This window comes from Streptomyces sp. NPDC014882 (genome assembly GCF_043081325.1).
Classification (GTDB): domain Bacteria; phylum Actinomycetota; class Actinomycetes; order Streptomycetales; family Streptomycetaceae; genus Streptomyces.
Genome location: NZ_JBIBWL010000013.1, coordinates 75,048 through 96,140, shown reverse-complemented (window position 1 = coordinate 96,140; position 21,093 = coordinate 75,048). Strand labels below are relative to the sequence as shown.

The following is a 21,093-nucleotide window of genomic DNA, read 5'->3' as shown; positions in this document are numbered from 1 at the left end:
CGCGCCCTCAGGTTCTGCCGTACCACACCCCACCCCACATCAGATGCGTTTTCCGGACATCGACCGACGAAAAGCCGGGTGCCCGAATGCGGTACGACGATCGGCCAGCCTACCGCGCGCGGTCGGACGACGGGATCACGGGGAGGGCGGAGCGGGCCGGTCCGAACGGTCCGGCAGAACCCCGCTGAGCAGGAACGCGACGCTCCGCTCCGTCTCCGTCCAGGCCCGTGTGTCGAGTGCGACGGACTGGACGAGCGCGCACTCCACGCGGTAGCCGTGCTCGGTCAGGTCGCGGCCGACGCGTTCGGCGGCGTCGCGGGTCATGGCATGGGTGACGATGCGCTGCGGGCGGCGGTCGGCGACCGCCGAGACCACGGCCGCTCCCCCGCCGCCGACGCGGACGACGTCCGGTTCGGGCAGGTCCTCCAGGACGTGCGGGGCGGTGCCGCGGACGATCTGGAGCTGGACTCCGAAGCGGCGCGCGGCGGCGTCGGTACGGGCGCACGCCTCCAGGGCGTGGTCGACGGCGATGACGGCCGCCCCGGACCGCGCGGCCTCGGTGGCGAAGGCGCCGCTGCCGCAGCCGATGTCCCAGACGAGGTCGCCCACCCGCGGTCCGAGCCGGGCGAGCTGGGCCGCGCGCAGCAGCTCCGCCTCTCCCTCGCCCAGTCCGCCGCCGTACTCCCCGGCGGGCAGGGTCCAGCCGCGCGGACCGGCGCCCGGGTCGCGGCCGGCGATCCAGCCGCCGTCGCCGGCCGGCGGTGCGCCGGTACTGCCGGTGCTGCCGGTACTGCTGACGCTGCTGGTGCTGCCGCCGATGACGATGACGACGTTGGGGTCGCGCCAGGTGTGGTCGGCGGCCTTCTCGGAGGTGACGACGCTGACCTGTTCGCGGTCGGTGCCGAGTTCCTCGCAGACGACGAAGGTGCGGTGCACGCCCTCCATGAGCAGTCCCAGCTCGGCGGGGCCGGCGCCGGGTGAGGTGAGGACGGCGACCTTGGGGTGGGCCCGGCACACGTTCACCGCCCGGCGCAGGGTGCGCCGGTGTGCGACGACCACCTGGGCGTCGTCCCAGGGCATGCCGGCGCGGGCGAACGCGGCGGCGACGGCGGAGACGGCCGGGACGACCTCGACCTCCAGGCCGAACTCGGGTGCGCGCAGGGTCCGTACGACGCCGAAGAAGCCGGGGTCGCCGTCGGCGAGGACGACGGCCGTGCCGCGGTGGCCGGCGATGCGGCGGGCGGCGAGGGCGACGCTGCCGAGGCGGATGCGTTCGGCGGCGGGGGGCACCTCGGGCAGCGCCAGGTGGTGGGCGGCCCCGGCCACCAGGGTGGCGGCTCCCAGGGCCGAACGGGCGGCGGCGGTCAGCGGCGAGCCGTCCCAGCCGATCACCGTGACGCGGTCGGCCATCGTCGTATGTCTCCCGTGGGTCTGCGCGGCTGGCGGTGCTGGCGGTGCTGGCGGGGTTCCGTGAGAGTACCTGGTCGTACGGGGCGGGCGGCGTCGGTGCGGCGTCCGGAGGTCAGTTCCAGTCGCCGTACGACGGGTAGCCGCCGCTCTCCGTGAGGTGCTCCCCCGCGCCCTCGATGTCCTCCGGGAGGAGGCTCCACACGATGAAGTCGGTGCGCGCCTCGCTCCAGGTGCCGTCGTCGGCGCGCACGCGCGCTATGCAGGCGCCGCGCAGGACGCCCTCGCTGATGCAGCCGATCTTCTGCGCGACCTGCTGCGAGGCGGTGTTGTCGGCGGCCGTGCGCAGCTCGATGCGTTCGAGCTTCTGGTCGGTGAGCAGCCACTGGGCGGTGGCGAGCGCGGCCTCGGAGGCGTAGCCCTCGCCGCGGGCCCAGGGGGCGATGATGTACGACAGCTCGGTGGACCGTACGTGCCAGTCGGTCCTGCCGAGCTGGATCACGCCGACGAGCCGCTGGGTGAGGAACTCGGTGACGGCGAGGTCGAGTCCGCGTCCGGAGGTGCGTTCGCCGGGGGCGTGCCCGGTGATCCAGGCGCGGGCGTCCTCGGCGGTGAAGGGCTGGGGGACGGAGGTCCAGGCCGTGACCTGTTCGTCGTTCATCATCTCGGCCAGTGCGGGCACGTCGTCCTCGTCGAGGGGACGCAGCACCAACCGCTCCGTGCTGATGGAGATGTTGGGGAAGGTGCTCGTCATGCGCCGCTCCGTAACCTTCGAAACCGTCAGGGTCCGACCTGGCTGACCGTCAGGCCCGCTGAACTGCTCAGCATGCAGCATGAAAGCACCGGGTCGCACCACGGGGTCCGCACCGACGACGGCGCGGACCCCGTGGGGAACTTGTCCGGACACGTCAGGACTTGACCGGCCGGGACGGAGCCGGAACCCGCGTCAGAAGGACGCGATGACAGAACCGGCGTACGTGTCCTCGATGAACTTCTTGACCTCGGGGGAGGTGAGGAGCTTCGCGAGCTTCCGCACGCGCGGGTCGTCCTCGTCGCCCTCCTTGACGGCGAGGAAGTTGCCGTAGGGGTTGTCCGTGGCGGACTCCAGGACGAGGGCGTCCTTCGAGGGCTTCAGGTCGGCCTCGATGGCGTAGTTGCCGTTGATGACGGCGGCGTCCACGTCGTCCAGGGAGCGCGGGGTCTGCGCCGCCTCCAGCTCCTTGAACGTGAGGTTCTTCGGGTTCTTGGCGATGTCGGCGGGGGTCGCCGAGTTGCCCGCGCCGTCCTTGAGCGTGATGAGGCCGTTCGCGGCGAGCAGCTTCAGGGCGCGCGCCTCGTTGACGGTGTCGTTCGGAACGGCGACGGTCGCGCCGCTCTTGAGGTCGTCGACGCTCTTGAACTTGCTGGAGTAGAGGCCGAGCGGCTCCAGGTGGACCGTGACGACGGGCACGATGTGGGTGCCGTTCTTCTTGTTGAAGTCGTCGAGGTAGGGCTGGTTCTGGAAGTAGTTGGCGCCCACCGAGCCGTCCTCCGTCGCCGTGTTCGGCGTGACGTAGTCGGTGAACTCCTTGACCTCCAGGTCGAGGCCCGCGTCCTTGGCCAGCTCGTCCTTGACGAAGGTGAGGATCTCGGCGTGCGGGACGGGGCTCGCGGCGACGATCAGCGGGCCGCTCGTGTCGGCGGAGCCGGAGCCGGAGTCCTTGTCCGAGCCGCACGCGCCGAGCCCGAGGGTGAGGGCTCCGACGGCGAGGACGGCGGTGGTGATCTTGGCGGTGTTACGCACGAAAAGTGCCTTTCCTGAGGTGGTGCGTCCCCGCGGTGGGTGTGCGGGGAGGAACAGGGGGTGGAAGCGAGGGGGACGGCGCGAGGGCCGTGGCCGGAGGAATCCGGCCGGGGCGGGGCGGTCGGGCCGGGGCGGGGCGGTCGGGCCGGGGCGGTCAGCTCTTCCTGACGGCGTCGGTGGCGGCCGTGCCGGGGAGGATGCCGCGCAGCGGCCGGAAGAGGAGCAGCGGGCTGCCCTTGCCGGTGCGCCGGTGCAGGGAGCGGGCCGCGAGGTCGCCGCCGAACTGGAGCAGGGAGATGACGACGGCCAGGACGGCGACGGTGATCCACATCAGGCCGGTCTCGAAACGCTGGTAGCCGTAGCGGATCGCGATGTCGCCCAGGCCGCCCGCGCCGACGGTGCCCGCCATGGCGGAGTAGCCGATGAGGGCGACGACGGTCGTGGTGGCTCCGGAGATCAGGGACGGCAGGGCCTCGGGGACGAGCACGCTGCGGACGATCTTCCAGGTGCTGCCGCCCATGGACTGCACGGCCTCCACGAGTCCGCCGTCGACCTCGCGGACGGACATCTCCACCAGCCGCGCGAAGAAGGGGATCGCGCCGATCGCGAGCGGCACGATGGCGGCCTCGCGGCCGATGGTCGTTCCGGTCAGCCAGCGGGTGAAGGTCATCAGCGCGACCATCAGGATGATGAACGGCATCGAGCGGGCGACGTTCACGACCTGCCCGATCACCTTGTTGGCGACGACGTTCTGCAGCAGGCCGCCCCGGTCGGTGAGGACGAGGAGGATCCCGAGCGGAAGACCGCCGACGACCGCGATGAGCGTGGACCAGCCCACCATGTAGAGGGTGTCCCAACACGCCTGCTCCAGCAGGGGCTGCATTTCCGACCAGGTCACCGGGCACCGTCCTTCACCAGTCGGGGCCGCTCGTCGGCGGCGCCCGGCACGTCGATCTGAAGACCCTGTTCGCGCAGGAAGCCGATCGGCACCACGTTGTCCTCGTAGCGGCCGGGCAGCTCGATGCGCATCCGGCCGATCTGGAGGCCGCCGACGGTGTCGATGGCCGCGCCCAGGATCGAGATGTCGATGTTGTAGGTGCGCGACAGCTGGGAGATGACCGGCTGGGTGGCCGTCTCGCCCTGGAAGGTGACGTCCAGGACGGTCCGGTCGTCGCCGGTCGCCTCGCCGCCCACCGGGAAGAGCGCGGCGGCCAGCTGGGAGCCCGGCGTGGCGAGCAGCTCGCTGACGGTGCCGGACTCGACGATGCGGCCGCGTTCCATGAGCGCGGCGGAGTCGCAGATCGACTTCACCACGCCCATCTCGTGGGTGATGAGCAGGATCGTCAGGCCCAGCCGGCGGTTGAGGTCGCGCAGCAGCTGGAGGATCGAGCGGGTGGTCTCCGGGTCGAGGGCGCTGGTGGCCTCGTCGGAGAGCAGCACCTTGGGGTCGCCGGCGAGGGCGCGGGCGATGCCGACGCGCTGCTTCTGGCCGCCGGAGAGCTGGGCGGGGTAGGCGCCCGCCTTGTCGGCGAGACCGACGAGGTCGAGCAGTTCGAGCGCCTTGCGGGAACGTTCCTTCCCGGACTTGCCGAGGATTTCCAGCGGCAGCTCGACGTTGTCCCGCACGGTCCGCGACGACAGCAGGTTGAAGTGCTGGAAGACCATGCCGATACGGCTGCGCGCCTCGCGCAGTTCCCGGCCGGCGCGCGGGCCGCGGCCGGCGAGGGCGGTGAGGTCCTGTCCGGCGACGGTGACCGTGCCGGAGGTGGGGCGTTCCAGGAGGTTGACGCAGCGGATCAGCGAGGACTTGCCGGCGCCGGACTGGCCGATGACGCCGTACACCTCACCTTCGCGGACGTGCAGATCGACGCCGTCGAGGGCGGTGACCTCACGGCCGCGCGAGCGGTAGACCTTGCTCAGGCCCGTGGTGGTGATCACGTGGGTTTCCGTCACTGTCGAGTGCGCGGGCGTGGGTGTGCCCGGGCACGGATGCATTCGGTCAGGGACGCGGCACGGTTCTCGCGGTGGCGAGGAAACCGGGGGAGAACATGTGCGCGATGGGTCTCCCCGCGCCGTTCGGGCAGAGCCGTCCGGGCGGTGGGGGAGGTGCCTCGTCACGTACGGGAGGTGTACGGACGTGCCACGGCGTCTCGCTTCGGGGCGCGAGCTCGGGTGTGGTGCGGGGGCCCTCTAACAGGCGCACATTCGACACGTACAACGAGCACCGGGCGTCATGGTCGCCTCGGTCGCAAGGGTGCGGCTGCTCGTCGTGGTCATGCGATCAGTAAAGCAGACCCACGCTCCTGACAAAGCCCGTCCGTCCACATGCTGGACAGACATGGACAGTGCGCGCACACAAACGGAGTCCTCCGCTCCCCCGCCGGTGACCAGCGCGGACAAGGGGAACGGGGCTTTCCCGCCAGGGCCGGATCCGGACCCGCGGCCGGGGTGGGCTGTGGCCGACACCACGGCCGCCGGACCGGGACCGGACCGCGACCGGACCGCGTCGGGAACACGCTCGGACCGCGCCCAGGCCGCGTCCGGGCCGCGCCCGGACCACGCTCGGGCCGCGTCCCGGCCGAGTCCCGGTCCGGACGCGGGCCCGGACGCGGGGGCCGCATACGACCGTAATAGGGTCACTGCATGCTCGCTGCCCTGACGCTGACGACCGGTGTCGCCGCGCTGCTGCTCGCCGCCTGGTGCGGCTGGGCGGCCTACCGTGACCAGCCGACGAAGGACTGGCACTTCATCGGGATGGCCGTGGTCTCGGTGCTGGCGCTGGTGCAGCTGGTCGTCGGGGTCGTGCTGCTGGCGCGGGGCGAGGACCCGGCGCAGGGCACGACGATCTTCGTGGCGTACCTGCTGGGCGCGCTCGCGTGCGTTCCGGCGGCGGGGTTCATGTCACTGGCCGAGCGGACCCGGTGGGGTTCGGTGACGGTCGCGGCGGGCGGGATCGTGCTCGCCGTCCTGGAGGTGCGGCTGTATGACATCTGGGGAGGCTGACGTGACGGCCGTGAAGGAGAAGCCGGCGCGGCTGATCGGCGGCCCCGGTCTGCTGCTGGTCTGGTTCTACGGCGTGATGGTGGTCGGCGCGGTGTCGCGGTCGGCGTACCAGATCGCGACGGAGTTCGACCGGGCGCCGCTCGCGTACTCGCTGTCCGCGGCGGCCGGTCTGGTGTACGGCTTCATCACGTACTCGCTGGTGCGGGGCGGGGAGACGGCGCGCAGGGCGGCGCAGGTGTGCTGCGCCGCCGAGCTGGTGGGCGTGCTGGCCGTGGGCACCTGGACCCTGCTGGACCCGGGCGCCTTCCCGGACTCGACCGTGTGGTCGGACTACGGGATGGGCTACGTGTTCATCCCGGTGCTGCTGCCGCTGACCGCCCTCTTCTGGCTGCGGAAGGCTCGGCGGGCGGACTGAGACCGGAAGGACCGGAGCCCGACGGGCCGCAGCCCGGCAGGCCGCAGCCGGGAGGGCCCGGTCCGGGTGATCAGGCCGTGGTGGCGAACTCGTCCGCCGACTTCTCCAGGACGATCATCGGGACGCCGTCCGAGCCCTGGGACGTACCCACCGTCCGGTAGCCGACCCGGCGGTACAGGCGGAGGTTGCCTTCGCTGCGGTGGCCGGTGAAGAGGCGGAACCTGGTGGCACCGCGCTCCCCGGCCAGCGCCGATTCGGCCGCGCGCAGCAGCCGTGCGCCGATGCCGTGCCCCTGGAGGCGGGGGTGGACGCAGAGCCTGCCGATGGCGGCCGTGCCGTCCTCGGCGATCGTGCCGCGCACCGAGCCGACGACCTCCTCGCCGAGCCGCGCCACGTAGACGCAGTCGGAGGCCAGCTCCTGCCGGACGGAGTCGAGGGTCTGCACGAGGGGGGCGATGCGGTAGTTGCCGTACAGCGCCGCCTCGCCCTGGAAACACAGGTACTGAAGCCTGAAGATCTGCTCGGCATCCTGCTCGGTCCCCACCGAGATGGTCACGCTCATGCCCATGTGCGCACGCCTCCCGCTCACCTGATCGCCTGTGGTCCTACACTCCTATCCCCGCGCCCCGGGGGCCGCAACCTCCGGTCGGAGCAGACATCGCGGACATGCCGGACATGCGGAACGTTCCGGTTCGGGACCGGCCTGTGAGATACCCAACTCCCCTGAGACACCCGGCTCCCCCGCGATCCGGCGGTGCGCAAGGTCCCGCGGCGACGGCGGGGCGTCCGGGAACCGGGTGCACCGGGCGGGCATCCGGCGCACGGCTCGCGCGGCGCGCGTCGCCGGGCGGCGGTCAGGACGGTCCGCCCGGGGCCGCGTTCGCCGTCGTGGGCCGGGCCGCCCGGGGCGGGGCGTCCGGGCGGCCTGTCGTCATCCCGACGGGGTCAGGAGCCGTTGCGGAAGTCCTCGCGGGCGAGGAGACCGGTGTCCGGCTGGTCGGTGAAGACGCCGTCGATTCCGGTCGCGAAGTACGCCCGGTACGCGCCGAACACGTCGCCGTAGGCGTCCGCGCCGGTGCCCTTGCGGAAGTTCGCGGGCAGGAAGGGGTTCTCGTTGCGCATCGTGTACGGGTGCAGGACGAGGCCGGCCGCGTGGGCGTCCTTCACCAGGGTGGTCGGCGTGGTCAGGTTGCCGGCCGCGTCCTTGGGGACGACCAGGTCGAGGGTGGGGCCGATGCCCTGGGCGTAGCCGGCGATCTCGCGCAGGCCCTCGCGGGTGACCAGGTCGGCGACCGTGCGCGGGTCGCCGGTCTCGACGAAGTCCCAGGGGCGGGTGGCGGCGCCGGAGAGCAGGACGACGAGCGGGTTGCCGACCATCTTGTCCAGGCGCTGGACGCTGGTCGGTTCGAAGGACTGGAGGATGACGGGCGCGTTCCTGCCGTCCTTGCCGTGCCTGCGCAGCAGCCCGGCGACGCGCTCCTCCAGGTTCAGGCCGAGCTTGCGGAAGTAGGTGGGGTGCTTCAGCTCGGGGTAGATCCAGACCTGCTTGCCGCGCTTGCGGGTCTGCTCGTCCTGCCAGCGCAGGACCTCCTCGAAGGTGGGGATCTCCCAGCGGCCGTCGTAGAGGGTGTTGTGGGGGCGGTTGGCGGGGATGCGCTCGGTCGCGCGGAGCGTCTTCAGTTCGGCGAGCGTGAAGTCCTCGGTGAACCAGCCGGTGGTGGAGACGCCGTCGAGGAGCTTGGTGGTGCGGCGGCCGGCGAACTCGGGGTGGCTCGCGACGTCCGTGGTGCCGCCGATCTCCGGCTCGTGGCGGCAGACGAGGTGGCCGTCCCTGGTGGGGACGAGGTCGCCGGCCTCGACGATGTCGGCGCCGAGGTCGAGGGCGAGCTGGTAGGAGCCGAGGGTGTGCTCGGGCCGGTATCCGCTGGCGCCGCGGTGACCGATGATCGTCGGCACGGGGAGGCCGCGGAGGCCCTTGCCGCCGGGCCGCGTCCCGGTCGCTCCCGCGGTGCCGGCGAGGCCCAGGGTCGTCGTGGCGGCGCCGAGCGCGGCGGCCGCTCCGAGGAACGCCCGCCGTCCGGTTCCGCCCGCCCGGGTGTCCGGTTCCTGCGGGTTCTGCGACTCCTGCGGCTCCTGCATCCCCATGAGGGTCCTCCTGCCATCGGCTCGTCCCGTGCGCGCCGATCGTAGGTGCGCGGACGTGACCACCGGGAGACCTCGATCCGAACACCTGGCTGCCGGTGGATGGCACGTGCCGTACGACGACATGACGGGGCGTCCGGTTCGGCGGCGCGGAGCGGGGTACGCGACCGGTACCGGCCGGGGCCGCACCCGGCAGCCGGCACGGGGGCCGTGGGGCCTCACGGGGCTGCGGGGCGCGATGTCCGTCACACCGTTGCGTCCGTGTGTCGGGCCCGCGGCGGACCGGCCGTGCAGGTGAACGCAGGTCAACAGTGCGTAAGACGTCGGTGAACCCGATGTGCGCCGCCCCCGGCCGCGCGAGTATCGTCCTCACCTGCACAGACTCATACCGTCATCCCTTGACATCGGAGGGCCCGTTGTCCCGCTTCGCGCTCATCAAGGCAGTGCTCGGACCGGTCATGCGCCTGATGTTCCGCCCCCGGGTCGAAGGCGTGGAGCACATTCCGGGCGACGGTCCGGTCATCCTGGCCGGCAACCACCTGACCTTCATCGACTCGATGATCCTGCCGCTGGTCTGCGACCGGCAGGTCTTCTTCATCGGCAAGGACGAGTACGTCACCGGCAAGGGCCTCAAGGGCCGGCTGATGGCCTGGTTCTTCACCGGCGTCGGCATGATCCCCGTCGACCGCGACGGCGGCAAGGGCGGGGTCGCCGCGCTGATGACCGGCCGCCGGATCCTGGAGGAGGGCCGGGTCTTCGGGATCTACCCCGAGGGCACCCGCTCCCCCGACGGCCGGCTGTACCGGGGCCGTACGGGCATCGCCCGTCTCACGCTGATGACCGGCGCGCCCGTGGTGCCCTTCGCGATGATCGGCACCGACAAGATCCAGCCGAGCGGCTCGGGGATGCCCCGTCCCTCGAAGGTGACGGTCCGCTTCGGTGAGGCCATGGAGTTCTCCCGGTACGAGGGGATGGACCGGGACCGCTACGTGCTGCGCGCGGTGACGGACTCCGTGATGACGGAGGTCATGCGGCTGTCCGGGCAGGAGTACGTGGACATGTACGCCACGAAGGCGAAGGCCGCCTGAGGACGCGCGACCGGGCGCGGCCGCCCGCGGGGCGGCCGCGCCTTCGCCGTGTGCGTGGGCGCACCCCCTCCGTGTGTGCGAGGGGGCGCGCCCTCGCCGTGTGTCGGGGGCCGCGGCCCGGCACGGCGCCGCGGCGCTCAGGCCCGGCTGTCCAGCCGCTGGCCCCGGAGCATGAACCACGCCGCCACCGCCGTGGCCAGGAGCACCGCCGCTCCCGCGCCCGCCGCGAGGGTGAGGCCGTCGACGAAGGCCCCGCGTGCCGACGCCAGCATGTCCCGGGCCGTGGCCGCGGGCAGGCCGGAGGCCGCCTCCACCGCCCCGCCCAGCGATTCGTGCGCTCCCGCGGGCGTGCCCGGCGGGGACGGGAAGCCGCGGTAGACGCCCGTCACGATCGAACCCAGGACGGCGATGCCGAGGGCCGCGCCCAGTTCGTACGCCGTCTCCGAGACCGCGGACGCCGAGCCGGCCTCCTCCTGGGGCACCGAGGACAGGATCACGTCGGCCGTGACGGTGAACGAGAAGCCCGCGCCCACGCCGACGATCAGCAGGGACGCTCCCAGCAGCGGATAGCCGGTGCTCTCGTCGATCACCGTGAGGGCGGCCAGCGCCAGCCCGATCGCCGCGAGACCGCCGGAGACGACCGTCCGCACCGAGAGGCGCCGGGCCGCGTGGCCGGCGACCAGGCCGGCGGCCACCGCACCGACCGCGGCGGGCAGTTCGGCGAGTCCCGCCTCCAACGGACTCCTGCCCTGCACCAGTTGCAGGTACTGGGACAGGAAGAAGACCAGCCCGGACAGGCCGAGGACGGTCAGCAGGTCGGCCAGGACCGCGCCGCTGAAGCCGCGGTCGCGGAACAGGCGCATGTCCAGCAGCGGTACCGGCAGGGTCAGCTGGCGGCGGACGAAGCCGTACAGCGCCGCCGCGCCGAGCAGGGCGGCGCCGGCCGTGACCGGGGTGAGGCCGTGGGCGGCGGCCTCCTTGACGGCGTAGACGACCGCGATCACGCCGACGAGGGAGAGGGCCACGCCGATCAGGTCCCACGGGCCCGGGTTCGGGTTGCGGGACTCGGGCAGGGTGCGGATGCCGACGACGACGAGGACCGCCATCACGGGCAGGTTGATGAGGAAGACCGAGCCCCACCAGAAGTGCTCGAGGAGGAAGCCGCCGGCGATCGGACCGACCGCCGTGCCGGCGGAGGCCGTGGCGCCCCAGACGCCCACGGCCAGGCTCCGCTCGCGCGGGTCGTGGAAGAGGTTGCGGATGAGGGCGAGGGTGGCGGGCATCAGGGTCGCGCCGGCGACGCCGAGGAGCGCCCGGGCGGCGATCATCATCTCGGGTGTCGTCGCGTACGCGTTCAGCACGGATATCGCGCCGAAGGCGGTGGCGCCGACGAGCAGGACGCGCTTGCGGCCGATCCGGTCGCCCAGGCTGCCCATCGAGACCAGCAGACCGGCGATGACGAAGGAGTACACGTCGCCGATCCACAGGAGCTGGGTCCCCGAGGGCTCGAGGTCCTCGCTGATGTAGGGGGTCGCCAGGCCGAGGACGGTCGCGTCGACGGCGACCAGCAGCACGGCGAACACGAGGACGGAGAGCGCGAGCCAGCGGCCGGGGCGCTTCACCGCCTCGTCCGGGGTCACCGGCCGCAGGGTGCCGGTCATGGTCGTCTCCTCAGTGCGCCGCCGAGCAGCAGCTCGACGATCATGTGGGTGAAGTCGTTGCGGGCGACGCGGCCTTCCGCGACCGCCCAGGCGCCGGAGGCCAGCAGGCCGTACAGGGCCTCGGTGAGCCAGGCCGGACTCAGGTCGATGCGGAACTCGCCGTCGGCCTGGCCGCGCCGGAAGAGGGCGGCGACGCGGTCGTCGATCCCGGCCCAGCCCTCGTTCTGCTCCTCCCCCTCGAACAGCTGGTTCTCGCTGTAGAGGAAGGCCAGCAGGGGGGCCGCGGGTTCGATCTCGCGGACCACGCGGCGGACGGCCGCGCTCGCCGGGCCGTCGTCGGGACGGGCCCGGTCCAGGGCGGCCTCGCACTCCTGGATGCCGAGCGCCTCCAGCGCCCGCACGAGCGCGTCGCGTCCGGCGAACTGCCGGTGCAGGGTGGCCCTGCTGATCCCGGCGGCCCTGGCGACCTCGTCCATGGTCGCGGTGGATCTGCGGGTCAGCAGGGCCGCGGCGCTGCGCAGCACGTGATCACGGTCGACAGCCATGAGACGACTATAACCCACATGAGACATGAATGTCTCATCAGCGGCGTGTGCATCTCACGCCCTGCGCATCTCGTGCGGTGACTCCCGGAGCGAGCCGGGCGGTCCGGGTGCTCCCGGCGCTCCGGGGGCCGGGGGCCCAGCGGTCCGGGGGCCGGGAGGGCCCAGCGGTCCGGGGGGCCGGCGGTCCGGCGGGTCCCGGTACTCCGGGCGGTCCGGGTGCTCCGTCAGTGCCAGGGCAGGCGGCCGCGCCGCTCCCAGTAGGCGGCCGGCTCCTCCGTCAGGGCCGCGAGCCGGGCCACGCGGTCCTCGTCGAGGTCGACGACGGCCGCGTGCAGGTTGGAGGAGAGCTGCGCGACGGTCGCGGCGCCGGACAGGACGACCCCGGCCCACGGCTGCCGCAGGATCGTCGCGAGGGCGACCGCGTCACAGCCGAGGCCGGTCTCCTCGGCCACCGCCCTGAGGACGTCCGGTGCGTACGGTCCGGCGAGGCGGCCGTTGGCCATGCCCTCCTTGACGATCACCGTGAGTCCGGCGTCGTGGGCCTCGGCGAGGGCCGGGCCGGCCGAGGTCTCCAGGACGTTGTACGTGGACTGGACGGTACGGAAGAGGGGGGTGCCGTCGACCTCGACGGCGAGGGCGGCGCGGACGGCGTCGGCCTGGGCGGGGCCGCTGGTGGAGAAGCCGACGGTGAGGCCCCCGGCCGCGGCCTCGGCCAGCCTGGCGTGGAGTTCCTTGTCGGTGAGGGCCGGGCTGTCCGGGGTGACCGAGTGGATCTGGTAGAGGTCGAGACGGTCACCGAGCAGGCGGGCCGTCTCGGCGCGCTGGCGCTCGTACGTCGCGAGGGTGTGGTCCTTGACCTCGTGCAGCTCGGCGTCGGTGGTCCACCCGGCGGTGTAGGTGTAGCCCCACTTGCTGCCGACGACGACGTCGTCCACCTCGGGGTGTGCCGTCAGCCAGTCGGCGAGGAACTCCTCGGAGCGGCCGTAGGAGCGGGCCGCGTCGAGGTAGCGGACGCCCTGGGCGTAGGCGGCGTCGAGGAGTTCGTGGGTGCGGGCGCGCAGCGTCTCGACGTCGCGGTCGTCCCCGAGGTCGCGGTCCCGGCCGAGGTTGATGTAGCCGGGGCGGCCGACCGCGGCGAGCCCCAGGCCGAGGTGACAGGTGGGGGTCGTCGCTGCGGCGAGGCGGGCGAAGGGCATCGCGGGCTCCGTGGGGTCGGCTCCGGTACGGCTGGCGACCAACGTAACCCGCGACGCCCCGACGGCGGCGGAACCGCTACTTCCTGGCGTCCGCCCACCGGTGCTGGACGGCGACGTCCGCCTTCACCTCGGCGAGCTGGACGGCGACCGCGCTCGGCGCCGTACCGCCGCGGCCGTCGCGGGAGGCGAGGGCGCCGGGGACGTTGAGGACGGAGCGCACCTCGGGGGTGAGGTGGGCGGAGATCTTCGCGAACTGCTCGTCGGTCAGCTCGTCCAGCTCCTTGCCCTCGGCCTCGGCGGCCTTCACGCACTCGCCGGCGACCTCGTGCGCCACCCGGAACGGCACGCCCTGCTTGACCAGCCACTCGGCGACGTCGGTGGCGAGGGAGAAGCCGGCCGGGGCCAGTTCCTCCATGCGCTCATGGTGGACGGTGAGGGTGGCGATCATGCCGGTGAAGGCGGGGAGCAGGACCTCCAGCTGCTCGCAGGAGTCGAAGACGGGCTCCTTGTCCTCCTGCAGGTCGCGGTTGTAGGCGAGGGGGAGGGCCTTGAGGGTGGCCAGGAGACCGGTCAGGTTGCCGATCAGACGGCCGCTCTTGCCGCGCGCCAGCTCGGCGATGTCCGGGTTCTTCTTCTGCGGCATGATCGACGAGCCCGTGGAGAACGCGTCGTGCAGGGTCACGAAGGAGAACTCCTTCGTGTTCCAGATGATGACCTCCTCGGCGATCCGGGAGAGGTTCACGCCGATCATCGCGGTGATGAAGGCGAACTCGGCGACGAAGTCGCGGGAGGCCGTGCCGTCGATCGAGTTGCCGACGCTGCCGCGCTCGAAGCCGAGGTCCGCGGCGACCGCCTCGGGGTCGAGGCCGAGCGAGGAACCGGCGAGCGCTCCCGAGCCGTACGGCGAGACGGCCGTGCGCTCGTCCCACTGGCGCAGCCGCTCCGCGTCCCGGGACAGGGGCTGCACGTGCGCGAGGACGTGGTGGGCGAAGAGGACCGGCTGGGCGTGCTGGAGGTGGGTGCGGCCGGGCATCGCCACGTCCGGGTGGGCCTCCGCCAGGCCGATCAGGGCGTCCTGGAGATCGGCGATCAGGCCGCCGATGATCCGGGCGTGGTCGCGCAGGTACATCCGGAAGAGGGTGGCGACCTGGTCGTTGCGGGAGCGCCCGGCGCGGAGCTTGCCGCCGAGGTCGGGGCCGAGGATCTCCAGCAGGCCCCGCTCCAGGGCGGTGTGGATGTCCTCGTCGGCGACGGTGCCGACCAGGGTCCCCGAGGCCACGTCCGCCGCCAGCCGGTCCAGGCCCGCGAGCATGGCCGTCAGCTCGTCGTCGGTGAGCAGGCCCGCCTTGTGGAGCACGCGCGCGTGGGCGCGCGAACCGGCGATGTCGTAGGGCGCGAGCCGCCAGTCGAAGTGGACGGACGCGGACAGTTTCGCCAGGGCCTCGGCGGGTCCGTCGGCGAACCGGCCGCCCCAGAGCCGTACGTCACCGCTGTTGCTGCTCACTCGGGTTGCTCCTAGAAGGGTGTGGGCGAACTCAGATCTTCGCAGGCCGACCGTTGCTCTTCACCAGCTGACTCCTGCATGAGTATGCAGTGTCATGCATGATTCGTCAATCAAGTCGGCGGCGGGTCCCGGCGTCCGCCACCGGTCCCGCGGATGTTTTCGCAACGCCTTTGAACAACGGCAACCGCTTACCCGTACTCACCGCTGGACGCAGGCGCCGCGTCCGGTCCACCCGCTCCTGACCCAAGTGAGGCATCCGCATGTCCAGGGCTCTTCCGAAGTACAACAAGCGTCGCGTGGCGCTCATCGGCGGCGCCGCCGCTCTGGCACTGACCGGCGCGGTGGTCGTGAACTCCGCCCTCGCCGGGGAGACGTCGAAGAACGGCGGCACGGACGCCCGGACGCTCGCCTCCCCCGGAACGATCAGCTGCCCGGACGTGGCCTCGCGGCTCCCCGCGATCCCCGCCACCGCCCAGGCGGAAGTGGACCGCAACCTCGCCCTGCTCAACACCCAGATCGCCGAGGCCAACAAGCGCCTCGTCGACACCGTCGGCCAGGGCGGCCCCAACTTCGTCCAGAACGCCATCCTCGGCCCGCTGAAGGACAAGCGCGTCTCCACCGTCAACCGCATCGCGACCGCCATCGGCCGCACCGCCGCCAAGCCCCAGGGCCTCGACGCACTCGCACCCTGCGCCCTCGACGGCGCCGCCGCGGCGCCCGGTCAGCAAGCGGGGAACAACGGGAACAACGGCAACGCGGGCAACAACGGCAACGCCGGGAACGCGGGAAACGCGGGGAACAACGGCAACACGGGCAACGCCGGCGCCGCGGGCACGATCAGCTGCCCGGACGTGGCCTCGCGGCTCCCCGCGATCCCCGCCACCGCCCAGGCCGAGGTCGACCGCAACCTCGCCCTGCTCAACACCCAGATCGCCGAGGCCAACAAGCGCCTCGTCGACACCGTCGGCCAGGGCGGCCCCAACTTCGTCCAGAACGCCATCCTCGGCCCGCTGAAGGACAAGCGCGTCTCCACCGTCAACCGCATCGCGACCGCCATCGGCCGCACCGCCGCCAAGCCCCAGGGCCTCGACGCACTCGCACCCTGCGCGCTGAACAAGTGACCTGACAGGCGCGGCGGCCGCCCCGGGGAACACCGGCCGGGGCGGCCGCCGCGGCGTCCGGCCACGAAATCGCTTAGACGTGCGAAAGGCTTTCCCGAACAATCGTCAGTCATGGGAAAGACCTACGAACGCATCGACGGCAGACTCCGCACGTTCATCGAGGAGCAGCCCCTCTTCTTCACCGCGACCGCGCCGTTGTCCGGCGACGGCACCGTGAACCTCTCCCCCAAGGGCCTCAGGGGGTCGTTCGCCGTCCTCGACGAACACACCGTGGCCTACCTGGACTTCGCCGGCTCCAACGCCGAGACGATCGCGCACCTGCGGGAGAACGGCCGGATCACGCTGATGTGGTGCGCGTTCCAGGGACCGCCGAACATCGTGCGGGTGCACGGCCGCGGCGAACCGGTCTTCCGCGACGACCCCCGCTTCCCGGACCTCCTCGCCCGCTTCCCCGGGATCGACCCGGTCCCGCACGGGCTGCGTGCGGTCATCGTCGTGCACGCCGAACTGGTCCGGGACACCTGCGGGTACGCCGTGCCCTTCATGACGTACGACGAGGACCGGGACCTGCACGGGAAGCGGTTCGCGCGCGAGGACGACGCGTCGCTCAGCGCGTACTTCACGAAGAAGGAACACGTGGCGACGAGCATGGACGGACTCCCGGGACTCCCGCTGCCGCTGCCACCGCGTCCGGCCTGACGCGGTCGGTCCCGGTGCCGGGACCGGCGGGCACCGGGACCGACCGGTGCGGGGACCGGCGGATGCAGGGACCGGCGGATGCAGGGACCGGCGGACAGCGGCAGGTACCGGGACCGGCGGTCCGCGGACGGGGCGGGGTGCGGCGGGGCGGTGGGCCCCGCACGGTCGGCCCACCCGGCCTGCCGGGGCGGCCGGGGCCGCTTAGCGTCTGACCATGCGCCCTCGTGCCCTCGCCGCCGCCCTCGTCTGTGCGTCCCTGCCGCTGCTCGGGGCTGCTCCGGGCACCGGCGGGTCGCCCCCGCTGCCCGCGCGGATGGCGGACACGGGCGGCGGCACCCAGCTGATCACCGCCGTCGCCCCGGGGGCCGGCGCCACGGCGGGCACCCTCGCCTGGTGGGACCTGCGGGGCGGCCGGTGGGTGCGGACCGGTTCCGCGCCGGCCCGGTTCGGCGCGAACGGGCTGGTCGAGGGGGCCGTACGCCGGCAGGGCACCGACACGACACCGACCGGACTGTACGGCCTGCCGTTCGCGTTCGGCGTCCAGGCGCCGCCCCGCGGGACGACGTACGCCCACCGCCGTGTGCGCGAGGACTCCTGGTGGTGCCAGGACAACGCGTCCCGTTCCTACAACCGGTGGACCGAACCGCGGGCGGCCGACTGCCGCGCCGACGAGTCCGAGCACCTGATCGGCTTCCGGACGCAGTACGCGCACGCCCTGGTGATCGGGTTCAACTACCGCGAGCCGGTGCGCGGTCGCGGGGCGGGGATCTTCCTCCACGTCGACGGCCGTGGGGCGACGGCGGGCTGCGTGTCGGTCCCGGTGGACGCGATGCGGCGGATCCTGACGTGGGCCCGCCCGCGGGAACGGCCGCACATCGCGATCGGGACGGACGGCGGAGCGACGGCGATCACCCGCTACTGAGCGCGGCGCTGAACACCGTGCGGCCGCGCCCCGTATCTGTGGGTCAAGGGCCCGCACCACGGAGGAACAGTGACCACGACGATCGCCGGCGGCCGTGCCGCCCGCCGCCAGACGATGCGCCGCATCCGTCCGCGCCGCTCCCCGGCCGTCCCGCTGCTGCTCGCCGTCTGGGCGGGTGCCGCGGGGGTGCTGTGGCTGTGGTGGGACAACACCGCGTCCGTCGCGGGCACCGAGGGCAGGATCCTCAACGCCGGCCGGATCACGGGCCTGCTCGCCGGCTACCTGATGGCGCTCGTCGTCCTCCAGATGGCCCGGGTGCCCGCGCTGGAACGGCGGGTCGGCTCGGACCGGGTCGCCCGCTGGCACGCGATGACCGGCCGCTACACGCTGAGCCTCACCTTCGCGCACGTGTTCCTCATCATGTGGGGGTACGCGCTCCAGTCCGGCAGGACGCTCGGCGACATCGTGCGGCAGACGGTCGACTCCGTGAACCAGCTGCCCGACATGGGCAAGGCCGCCGTCGGCACGTCCCTGCTGGTGGTCGTCGGCCTGGCGTCGATCGGCCCGGTGCGCCGCAGGATGCCGTACGACACCTGGTACCACGTCCACCTCCTGACGTACGCCGCGGTGTTCCTGACGTTCTGGCACCAGATCACCACCGGCAACGAGTTCGCCGTCGAGCCCGCCGCGAAGACCGTCTGGTACGCGCTGTACGGATCGGTCACCGCGCTGGTCCTCTGGTACCGCGTCCTCACCCCGATCCGGCTGAACCTGCGCCACCGCATGTACGTCGAAGCGGTCATCGAGGAGACGCCCGGCATCGTGTCGGTGCTGATCGGCGGGCGCAGGCTGCACCGGATGGGCGCGGAGGCCGGACAGTTCTTCCGGTGGCGGTTCATGGCGCCGGGCATGCGGTTCAGCTCGCACCCGTACTCGCTGTCGGCGGCGCCCCGCCCCGAACTGCTGCGCATCACCGTCAAGGCGATCGGCGACCACAGCTCCGCGCTGCGCGGTCTGAAGCCCGGGGTGAAGGTGTGGGCCGAGGGTCCGTACGGCGCCATGACGGCCTCCCGGCGCAGCCAGGGCAAGGTGCTGCTGGTGGCCGGCGGCGTCGGCATCACGCCGATGCGGGCGCTGTTCGAGACGCTGCCCGGCGCGGCCGGTGACATCACGCTCCTGTACCGGGCCAACAGCACCCAGGACCTGGCGCTGTGGGACGAGCTGGCGAAGATCGCCGACGAGCGGGGGGCCCGGCTGATGTACGCCGTCAACAGCCCCGACGGGGAACGCCCCGACATCTCGGCGGAGTCCCTGCGGCGCAAGCTGCCGGACATCGAGGACCACGACGTCTTCATGTGCGGGCCGGCCGGTTTCGCCCGGAACGTGTACGAGGCCCTGCGCGGCGCCGGGGTGCCCGCCCGCCGCATCCACCACGAGTCGTTCGAGATGTGAGCGGCGGCCCCCCGGCGGCACACGGCCGGCGACGGACATCAACGGATCCGCGGCAAGCGACGGAAGCGACGGGAATCAGGAACGATGAAGAAGAAGCATCCTCTGCGGCGCGTCGTCCTCGCGGGCGCGGCCACCGTGTCCGGGATCGTGCTGCTGCTGTCGCTGAAGCCGGCGACCGACCCCGGCTCCTCCCCGGCCGCCGGCGCGGCGGCCCAGCAGGCCGCCCAGGGCGGGACCGCGGCGGCCGCGTCCGGGGCGGTCACCGGTGACGCGGCACAGACGCAGTACGGCGCCGTGCAGGTCCGCCTGACCGTCGACGACGGCAGGATCACCGAGGCGGAGGCGGTCCAGGCGCCCAAGGGCGGGCAGAGCGACCGGATCACCGCCGACGCCGTCCCCCAGCTCAACCGGGCCGCCGTCACCGCGCAGAGCGCCGACATCGATGCCGTCTCCGGCGCCACCTTCACCAGCGCCGGCTACAAGAAGTCCCTCCAGTCGGCGATCGACAGGATGAAGGCGGGCGCGGGGGCCTCCCAGGGGGCGGGCACCGCCCAGGTGTCCGGCACCTTCGACGGGGACGCCGCGCAGACGCAGTACGGGGCCGTGCAGGTGCGGATCACCGTCAGCAGGAACCGGATCACGAAGGCGGAGGCGGTCCGGGCGCCCAAGGGCGGGCGGAGCGACCAGATCACCGCCGACGCCGTCCCCCAGCTCAACCAGGCCGTCGTCGCCCGGCAGAGCCCCGGCATCGACGCCGTCTCCGGCGCCACCTACACCAGCGACGGCTACAAGAAGTCCCTCCAGTCCGCGATCGACAAGGCCAACGCGAGCGCGGGGGCGCAGGGTTCGGGGGCCCAGCAGGGCTCGGAGGCACCGGAGGCCCCGAAGGCTCCGGAGGGCTCGAAGGCGCCGGAGGCCTCGGGGAACGCCCCGGCGGGCGGCACCTTCACCGGGGAGGCCGCTCAGACGCAGTACGGCGCCGTGCAGGTGCGGATCACCGTCAGCGGCGGCAGGATCACGAAGGCGGAGACGGTCCAGGCGCCCAAGGGCGGGCGGAGCGACCAGATCACCGCCGACGCCGTCCCGAGGCTCAACCGGGCCGCGGTGGCCGCCGGCAGTGCCGACATCGACGCCGTCTCCGGCGCCACCTACACCAGCGACGGCTACCGGGAGTCCCTGCAGTCGGCGCTGGACCGGGCCGGTGACTGACACGGTGGCCGGGTCGTCGCAGGCACCCGCCGTGGTGCGGCACGCGGAGGAGGTCATGGGGACCGTCTTCTCCTTCGACGTCCGCGGCGGGGAACCCGGGGCGGTGCGGGCGGCCCTCGACGAGGCGGTCGCCGGCCTGCACCGGGTGAACGAGGTGTTCAGCACCTACCGGGAGGACAGCGAGGTCTCCCGGCTGGCGCGCGGCGAGCTGACCGTCGGGGAGTGCGGCCCCGAGGTGGCCGAGGTGCTGGAACTGGGCGCCGAGGCGGAGCGGACCAGTGAGGGCTGGTTCAGCATGCGCTACCGGGACGGCCGGCTCGACCCCACCGGGATCGTCAAGGGGTGGGCGGCCGAGCGCGCGGCACGGGCGATCGCCGCGGCGGGGGTGAACGGGGTGAGCGTCAACGGCGGCGGCGACGTGCAGGTGCTGGGCGTGCCCGGCCCCGGCCGGCCCTGGCGGGTCGGGGTGTCGGATCCGCTGCGGCCCGGTGGGCTGGCGGCGGTGGTCTCGGCGGCGGGGGCGGACGAGCTGGCGGTGGCCACGTCGGGGACGGTGGAGCGGGGGGCGCACATCGTCGACCCGCGCACGGGGCGGTCGGCGGTGACCGACCTGGTCGCCGTGACCGTCGTGGCGCCCCGGCTGACCTGGGCGGACTGCTGGGCCACCGCCGCCTTCGCGATGGGGTCGCGGGAGGGACTGCGGTGGCTGGAGTCGCTGCCCGACGTGGAGGCACTGCTGATCACGGCCGGGGACGAGGTGCGGTGCACGGGGGGTCTGGCGCGTCGGCTGGGCTGAACCCCCGCCGGGCCGGACGCGGTTCGGCCCGGCCGCCGGCCGGTGCCGGGGCATGGGTCGCGGGGTGTGCGGCCCCTGGCGCGTGCCGCCCCTGCGCCCGCCCGGGCCGCCCCGTGCCGGCCCGGGCGGCACGCCTGCCCGCGGACGGCG

At 73.0% G+C, this 21,093-nt stretch carries 20 protein-coding genes; 9 read left to right on the top strand and 11 right to left on the bottom strand.

Translation table 11 applies throughout. The features are described from left to right. Positions 1-135: 135 nt before the first annotated feature. The 5 genes from cbiE to ACF09K_RS26320 all read right to left on the bottom strand — a co-directional run bounded on the left by cbiE (position 136) and on the right by ACF09K_RS26320 (position 5,128). Positions 136-1,410, bottom strand: coding sequence for a precorrin-6y C5,15-methyltransferase (decarboxylating) subunit CbiE (gene cbiE, locus ACF09K_RS26340; protein WP_392247311.1), 1,275 nt, complete (start codon positions 1,408-1,410; stop codon positions 136-138). A 112-nt stretch (positions 1,411-1,522) separates the two neighbouring features. Then, positions 1,523-2,161: a GNAT family N-acetyltransferase gene (locus ACF09K_RS26335; protein WP_392247309.1), complete on the bottom strand. Its 639-nt coding sequence runs from the start codon at positions 2,159-2,161 to the stop codon at positions 1,523-1,525. Positions 2,162-2,353: 192 nt separating this feature from the next. Then, entirely contained in the window at positions 2,354-3,190 is an 837-nt protein-coding gene (locus tag ACF09K_RS26330) for a MetQ/NlpA family ABC transporter substrate-binding protein (protein WP_392247308.1), read from the bottom strand. 154 nt (positions 3,191-3,344) lie between these two features. After that, complete coding sequence (locus tag ACF09K_RS26325; protein ID WP_392247306.1) at positions 3,345-4,088, bottom strand: methionine ABC transporter permease; 744 nt, start codon at positions 4,086-4,088, stop codon at positions 3,345-3,347. Then, on the bottom strand, positions 4,085-5,128 hold the full coding sequence (locus ACF09K_RS26320; protein WP_392247304.1) for a methionine ABC transporter ATP-binding protein: 1,044 nt from the start codon (positions 5,126-5,128) through the stop codon (positions 4,085-4,087). Before ACF09K_RS26320 ends, ACF09K_RS26325 begins: the two co-directional genes overlap by 4 nt. Before the next feature lie 705 nt (positions 5,129-5,833). Between ACF09K_RS26320 and ACF09K_RS26315 the strand changes: the two genes are divergently transcribed. Beyond that, positions 5,834-6,193: a hypothetical protein gene (locus ACF09K_RS26315; protein ID WP_392247302.1), complete on the top strand. Its 360-nt coding sequence runs from the start codon at positions 5,834-5,836 to the stop codon at positions 6,191-6,193. Next, complete coding sequence (locus ACF09K_RS26310) at positions 6,174-6,608, top strand: hypothetical protein (protein WP_392247300.1); 435 nt, start codon at positions 6,174-6,176, stop codon at positions 6,606-6,608. The genes ACF09K_RS26315 and ACF09K_RS26310 overlap by 20 nt, the downstream gene beginning before the upstream one ends. A gap of 70 nt (positions 6,609-6,678) precedes the next feature. Here ACF09K_RS26310 and ACF09K_RS26305 read toward each other — a convergent pair whose 3' ends face one another. Both ACF09K_RS26305 and ACF09K_RS26300 read right to left on the bottom strand, forming a co-directional pair. Next, a complete protein-coding gene (locus ACF09K_RS26305; RefSeq protein WP_392247298.1) occupies positions 6,679-7,176 on the bottom strand; it encodes a GNAT family N-acetyltransferase in 498 nt (165 codons plus the stop codon). A gap of 377 nt (positions 7,177-7,553) precedes the next feature. Then, the gene (locus ACF09K_RS26300) at positions 7,554-8,753 is read right to left on the bottom strand and encodes a glycerophosphodiester phosphodiesterase (RefSeq protein WP_392247296.1); all 1,200 of its coding nucleotides are present in this window, start codon (positions 8,751-8,753) and stop codon (positions 7,554-7,556) included. A gap of 413 nt (positions 8,754-9,166) precedes the next feature. Between ACF09K_RS26300 and ACF09K_RS26295 the strand changes: the two genes are divergently transcribed. Continuing rightward, entirely contained in the window at positions 9,167-9,838 is a 672-nt protein-coding gene (locus tag ACF09K_RS26295; protein WP_392247554.1) for a lysophospholipid acyltransferase family protein, read from the top strand. 137 nt (positions 9,839-9,975) lie between these two features. On the opposite strand, the gene ACF09K_RS26290 is transcribed toward ACF09K_RS26295, so the two are convergent. From ACF09K_RS26290 to argH, 4 genes are all read right to left on the bottom strand, one after another. Next, complete coding sequence (locus ACF09K_RS26290; RefSeq protein WP_392247294.1) at positions 9,976-11,499, bottom strand: MFS transporter; 1,524 nt, start codon at positions 11,497-11,499, stop codon at positions 9,976-9,978. Beyond that, entirely contained in the window at positions 11,496-12,044 is a 549-nt protein-coding gene (locus tag ACF09K_RS26285; protein ID WP_392247292.1) for a TetR/AcrR family transcriptional regulator, read from the bottom strand. The genes ACF09K_RS26290 and ACF09K_RS26285 overlap by 4 nt, the downstream gene beginning before the upstream one ends. A gap of 224 nt (positions 12,045-12,268) precedes the next feature. Next, positions 12,269-13,240 carry an aldo/keto reductase gene (locus ACF09K_RS26280; protein WP_392247290.1) on the bottom strand — a complete coding sequence of 324 codons (972 nt, stop codon included), beginning with the start codon at positions 13,238-13,240 and terminating at the stop codon, positions 12,269-12,271. A 76-nt stretch (positions 13,241-13,316) separates the two neighbouring features. After that, entirely contained in the window at positions 13,317-14,744 is a 1,428-nt protein-coding gene (gene argH, locus ACF09K_RS26275; protein ID WP_392247288.1) for an argininosuccinate lyase, read from the bottom strand. 260 nt (positions 14,745-15,004) lie between these two features. On the opposite strand from argH, the gene ACF09K_RS26270 reads away from it, so the two are divergent. The 6 genes from ACF09K_RS26270 to ACF09K_RS26245 all read left to right on the top strand — a co-directional run bounded on the left by ACF09K_RS26270 (position 15,005) and on the right by ACF09K_RS26245 (position 20,943). Then, a complete protein-coding gene (locus tag ACF09K_RS26270; RefSeq protein WP_392247286.1) occupies positions 15,005-15,865 on the top strand; it encodes a hypothetical protein in 861 nt (286 codons plus the stop codon). A gap of 111 nt (positions 15,866-15,976) precedes the next feature. Further along, positions 15,977-16,564, top strand: a complete 588-nt coding sequence (locus tag ACF09K_RS26265) for a pyridoxamine 5'-phosphate oxidase family protein (protein ID WP_392247284.1) — start codon at positions 15,977-15,979, stop codon at positions 16,562-16,564. 214 nt (positions 16,565-16,778) lie between these two features. Continuing rightward, positions 16,779-17,486, top strand: a complete 708-nt coding sequence (locus ACF09K_RS26260) for a L,D-transpeptidase (RefSeq protein ID WP_392247282.1) — start codon at positions 16,779-16,781, stop codon at positions 17,484-17,486. Between the two features lie 69 nt (positions 17,487-17,555). Beyond that, positions 17,556-18,938 carry a ferric reductase-like transmembrane domain-containing protein gene (locus ACF09K_RS26255; protein WP_392247280.1) on the top strand — a complete coding sequence of 461 codons (1,383 nt, stop codon included), beginning with the start codon at positions 17,556-17,558 and terminating at the stop codon, positions 18,936-18,938. An 84-nt stretch (positions 18,939-19,022) separates the two neighbouring features. Next, positions 19,023-20,147, top strand: a complete 1,125-nt coding sequence (locus tag ACF09K_RS26250) for an FMN-binding protein (RefSeq protein ID WP_392247278.1) — start codon at positions 19,023-19,025, stop codon at positions 20,145-20,147. A gap of 55 nt (positions 20,148-20,202) precedes the next feature. Continuing rightward, positions 20,203-20,943, top strand: coding sequence for an FAD:protein FMN transferase (locus ACF09K_RS26245; RefSeq protein ID WP_392247552.1), 741 nt, complete (start codon positions 20,203-20,205; stop codon positions 20,941-20,943). Positions 20,944-21,093 lie beyond the last annotated feature (150 nt).

What these genes read in the sequence shown, in the direction of transcription:
- ACF09K_RS26300 (WP_392247296.1), bottom strand. Translation starts at nt 8,753, where the DNA reads ATGGGGATGCAGGAGCCGCAGGAGTCGCAGAACCCGCAGGAACCGGAC.
- ACF09K_RS26290 (WP_392247294.1), bottom strand. Translation starts at nt 11,499, where the DNA reads ATGACCGGCACCCTGCGGCCGGTGACCCCGGACGAGGCGGTGAAGCGC.
- ACF09K_RS26285 (WP_392247292.1), bottom strand. Translation starts at nt 12,044, where the DNA reads ATGGCTGTCGACCGTGATCACGTGCTGCGCAGCGCCGCGGCCCTGCTG.
- ACF09K_RS26270 (WP_392247286.1), top strand. Translation starts at nt 15,005, where the DNA reads ATGTCCAGGGCTCTTCCGAAGTACAACAAGCGTCGCGTGGCGCTCATC.
- ACF09K_RS26315 (WP_392247302.1), top strand. Translation starts at nt 5,834, where the DNA reads ATGCTCGCTGCCCTGACGCTGACGACCGGTGTCGCCGCGCTGCTGCTC.
- ACF09K_RS26280 (WP_392247290.1), bottom strand. Translation starts at nt 13,240, where the DNA reads ATGCCCTTCGCCCGCCTCGCCGCAGCGACGACCCCCACCTGTCACCTC.
- ACF09K_RS26305 (WP_392247298.1), bottom strand. Translation starts at nt 7,176, where the DNA reads ATGGGCATGAGCGTGACCATCTCGGTGGGGACCGAGCAGGATGCCGAG.
- ACF09K_RS26245 (WP_392247552.1), top strand. Translation starts at nt 20,203, where the DNA reads ATGGGGACCGTCTTCTCCTTCGACGTCCGCGGCGGGGAACCCGGGGCG.
- ACF09K_RS26260 (WP_392247282.1), top strand. Translation starts at nt 16,779, where the DNA reads ATGCGCCCTCGTGCCCTCGCCGCCGCCCTCGTCTGTGCGTCCCTGCCG.
- cbiE (WP_392247311.1), bottom strand. Translation starts at nt 1,410, where the DNA reads ATGGCCGACCGCGTCACGGTGATCGGCTGGGACGGCTCGCCGCTGACC.
- ACF09K_RS26250 (WP_392247278.1), top strand. Translation starts at nt 19,023, where the DNA reads ATGAAGAAGAAGCATCCTCTGCGGCGCGTCGTCCTCGCGGGCGCGGCC.
- ACF09K_RS26310 (WP_392247300.1), top strand. Translation starts at nt 6,174, where the DNA reads ATGACATCTGGGGAGGCTGACGTGACGGCCGTGAAGGAGAAGCCGGCG.
- ACF09K_RS26265 (WP_392247284.1), top strand. Translation starts at nt 15,977, where the DNA reads ATGGGAAAGACCTACGAACGCATCGACGGCAGACTCCGCACGTTCATC.
- ACF09K_RS26335 (WP_392247309.1), bottom strand. Translation starts at nt 2,161, where the DNA reads ATGACGAGCACCTTCCCCAACATCTCCATCAGCACGGAGCGGTTGGTG.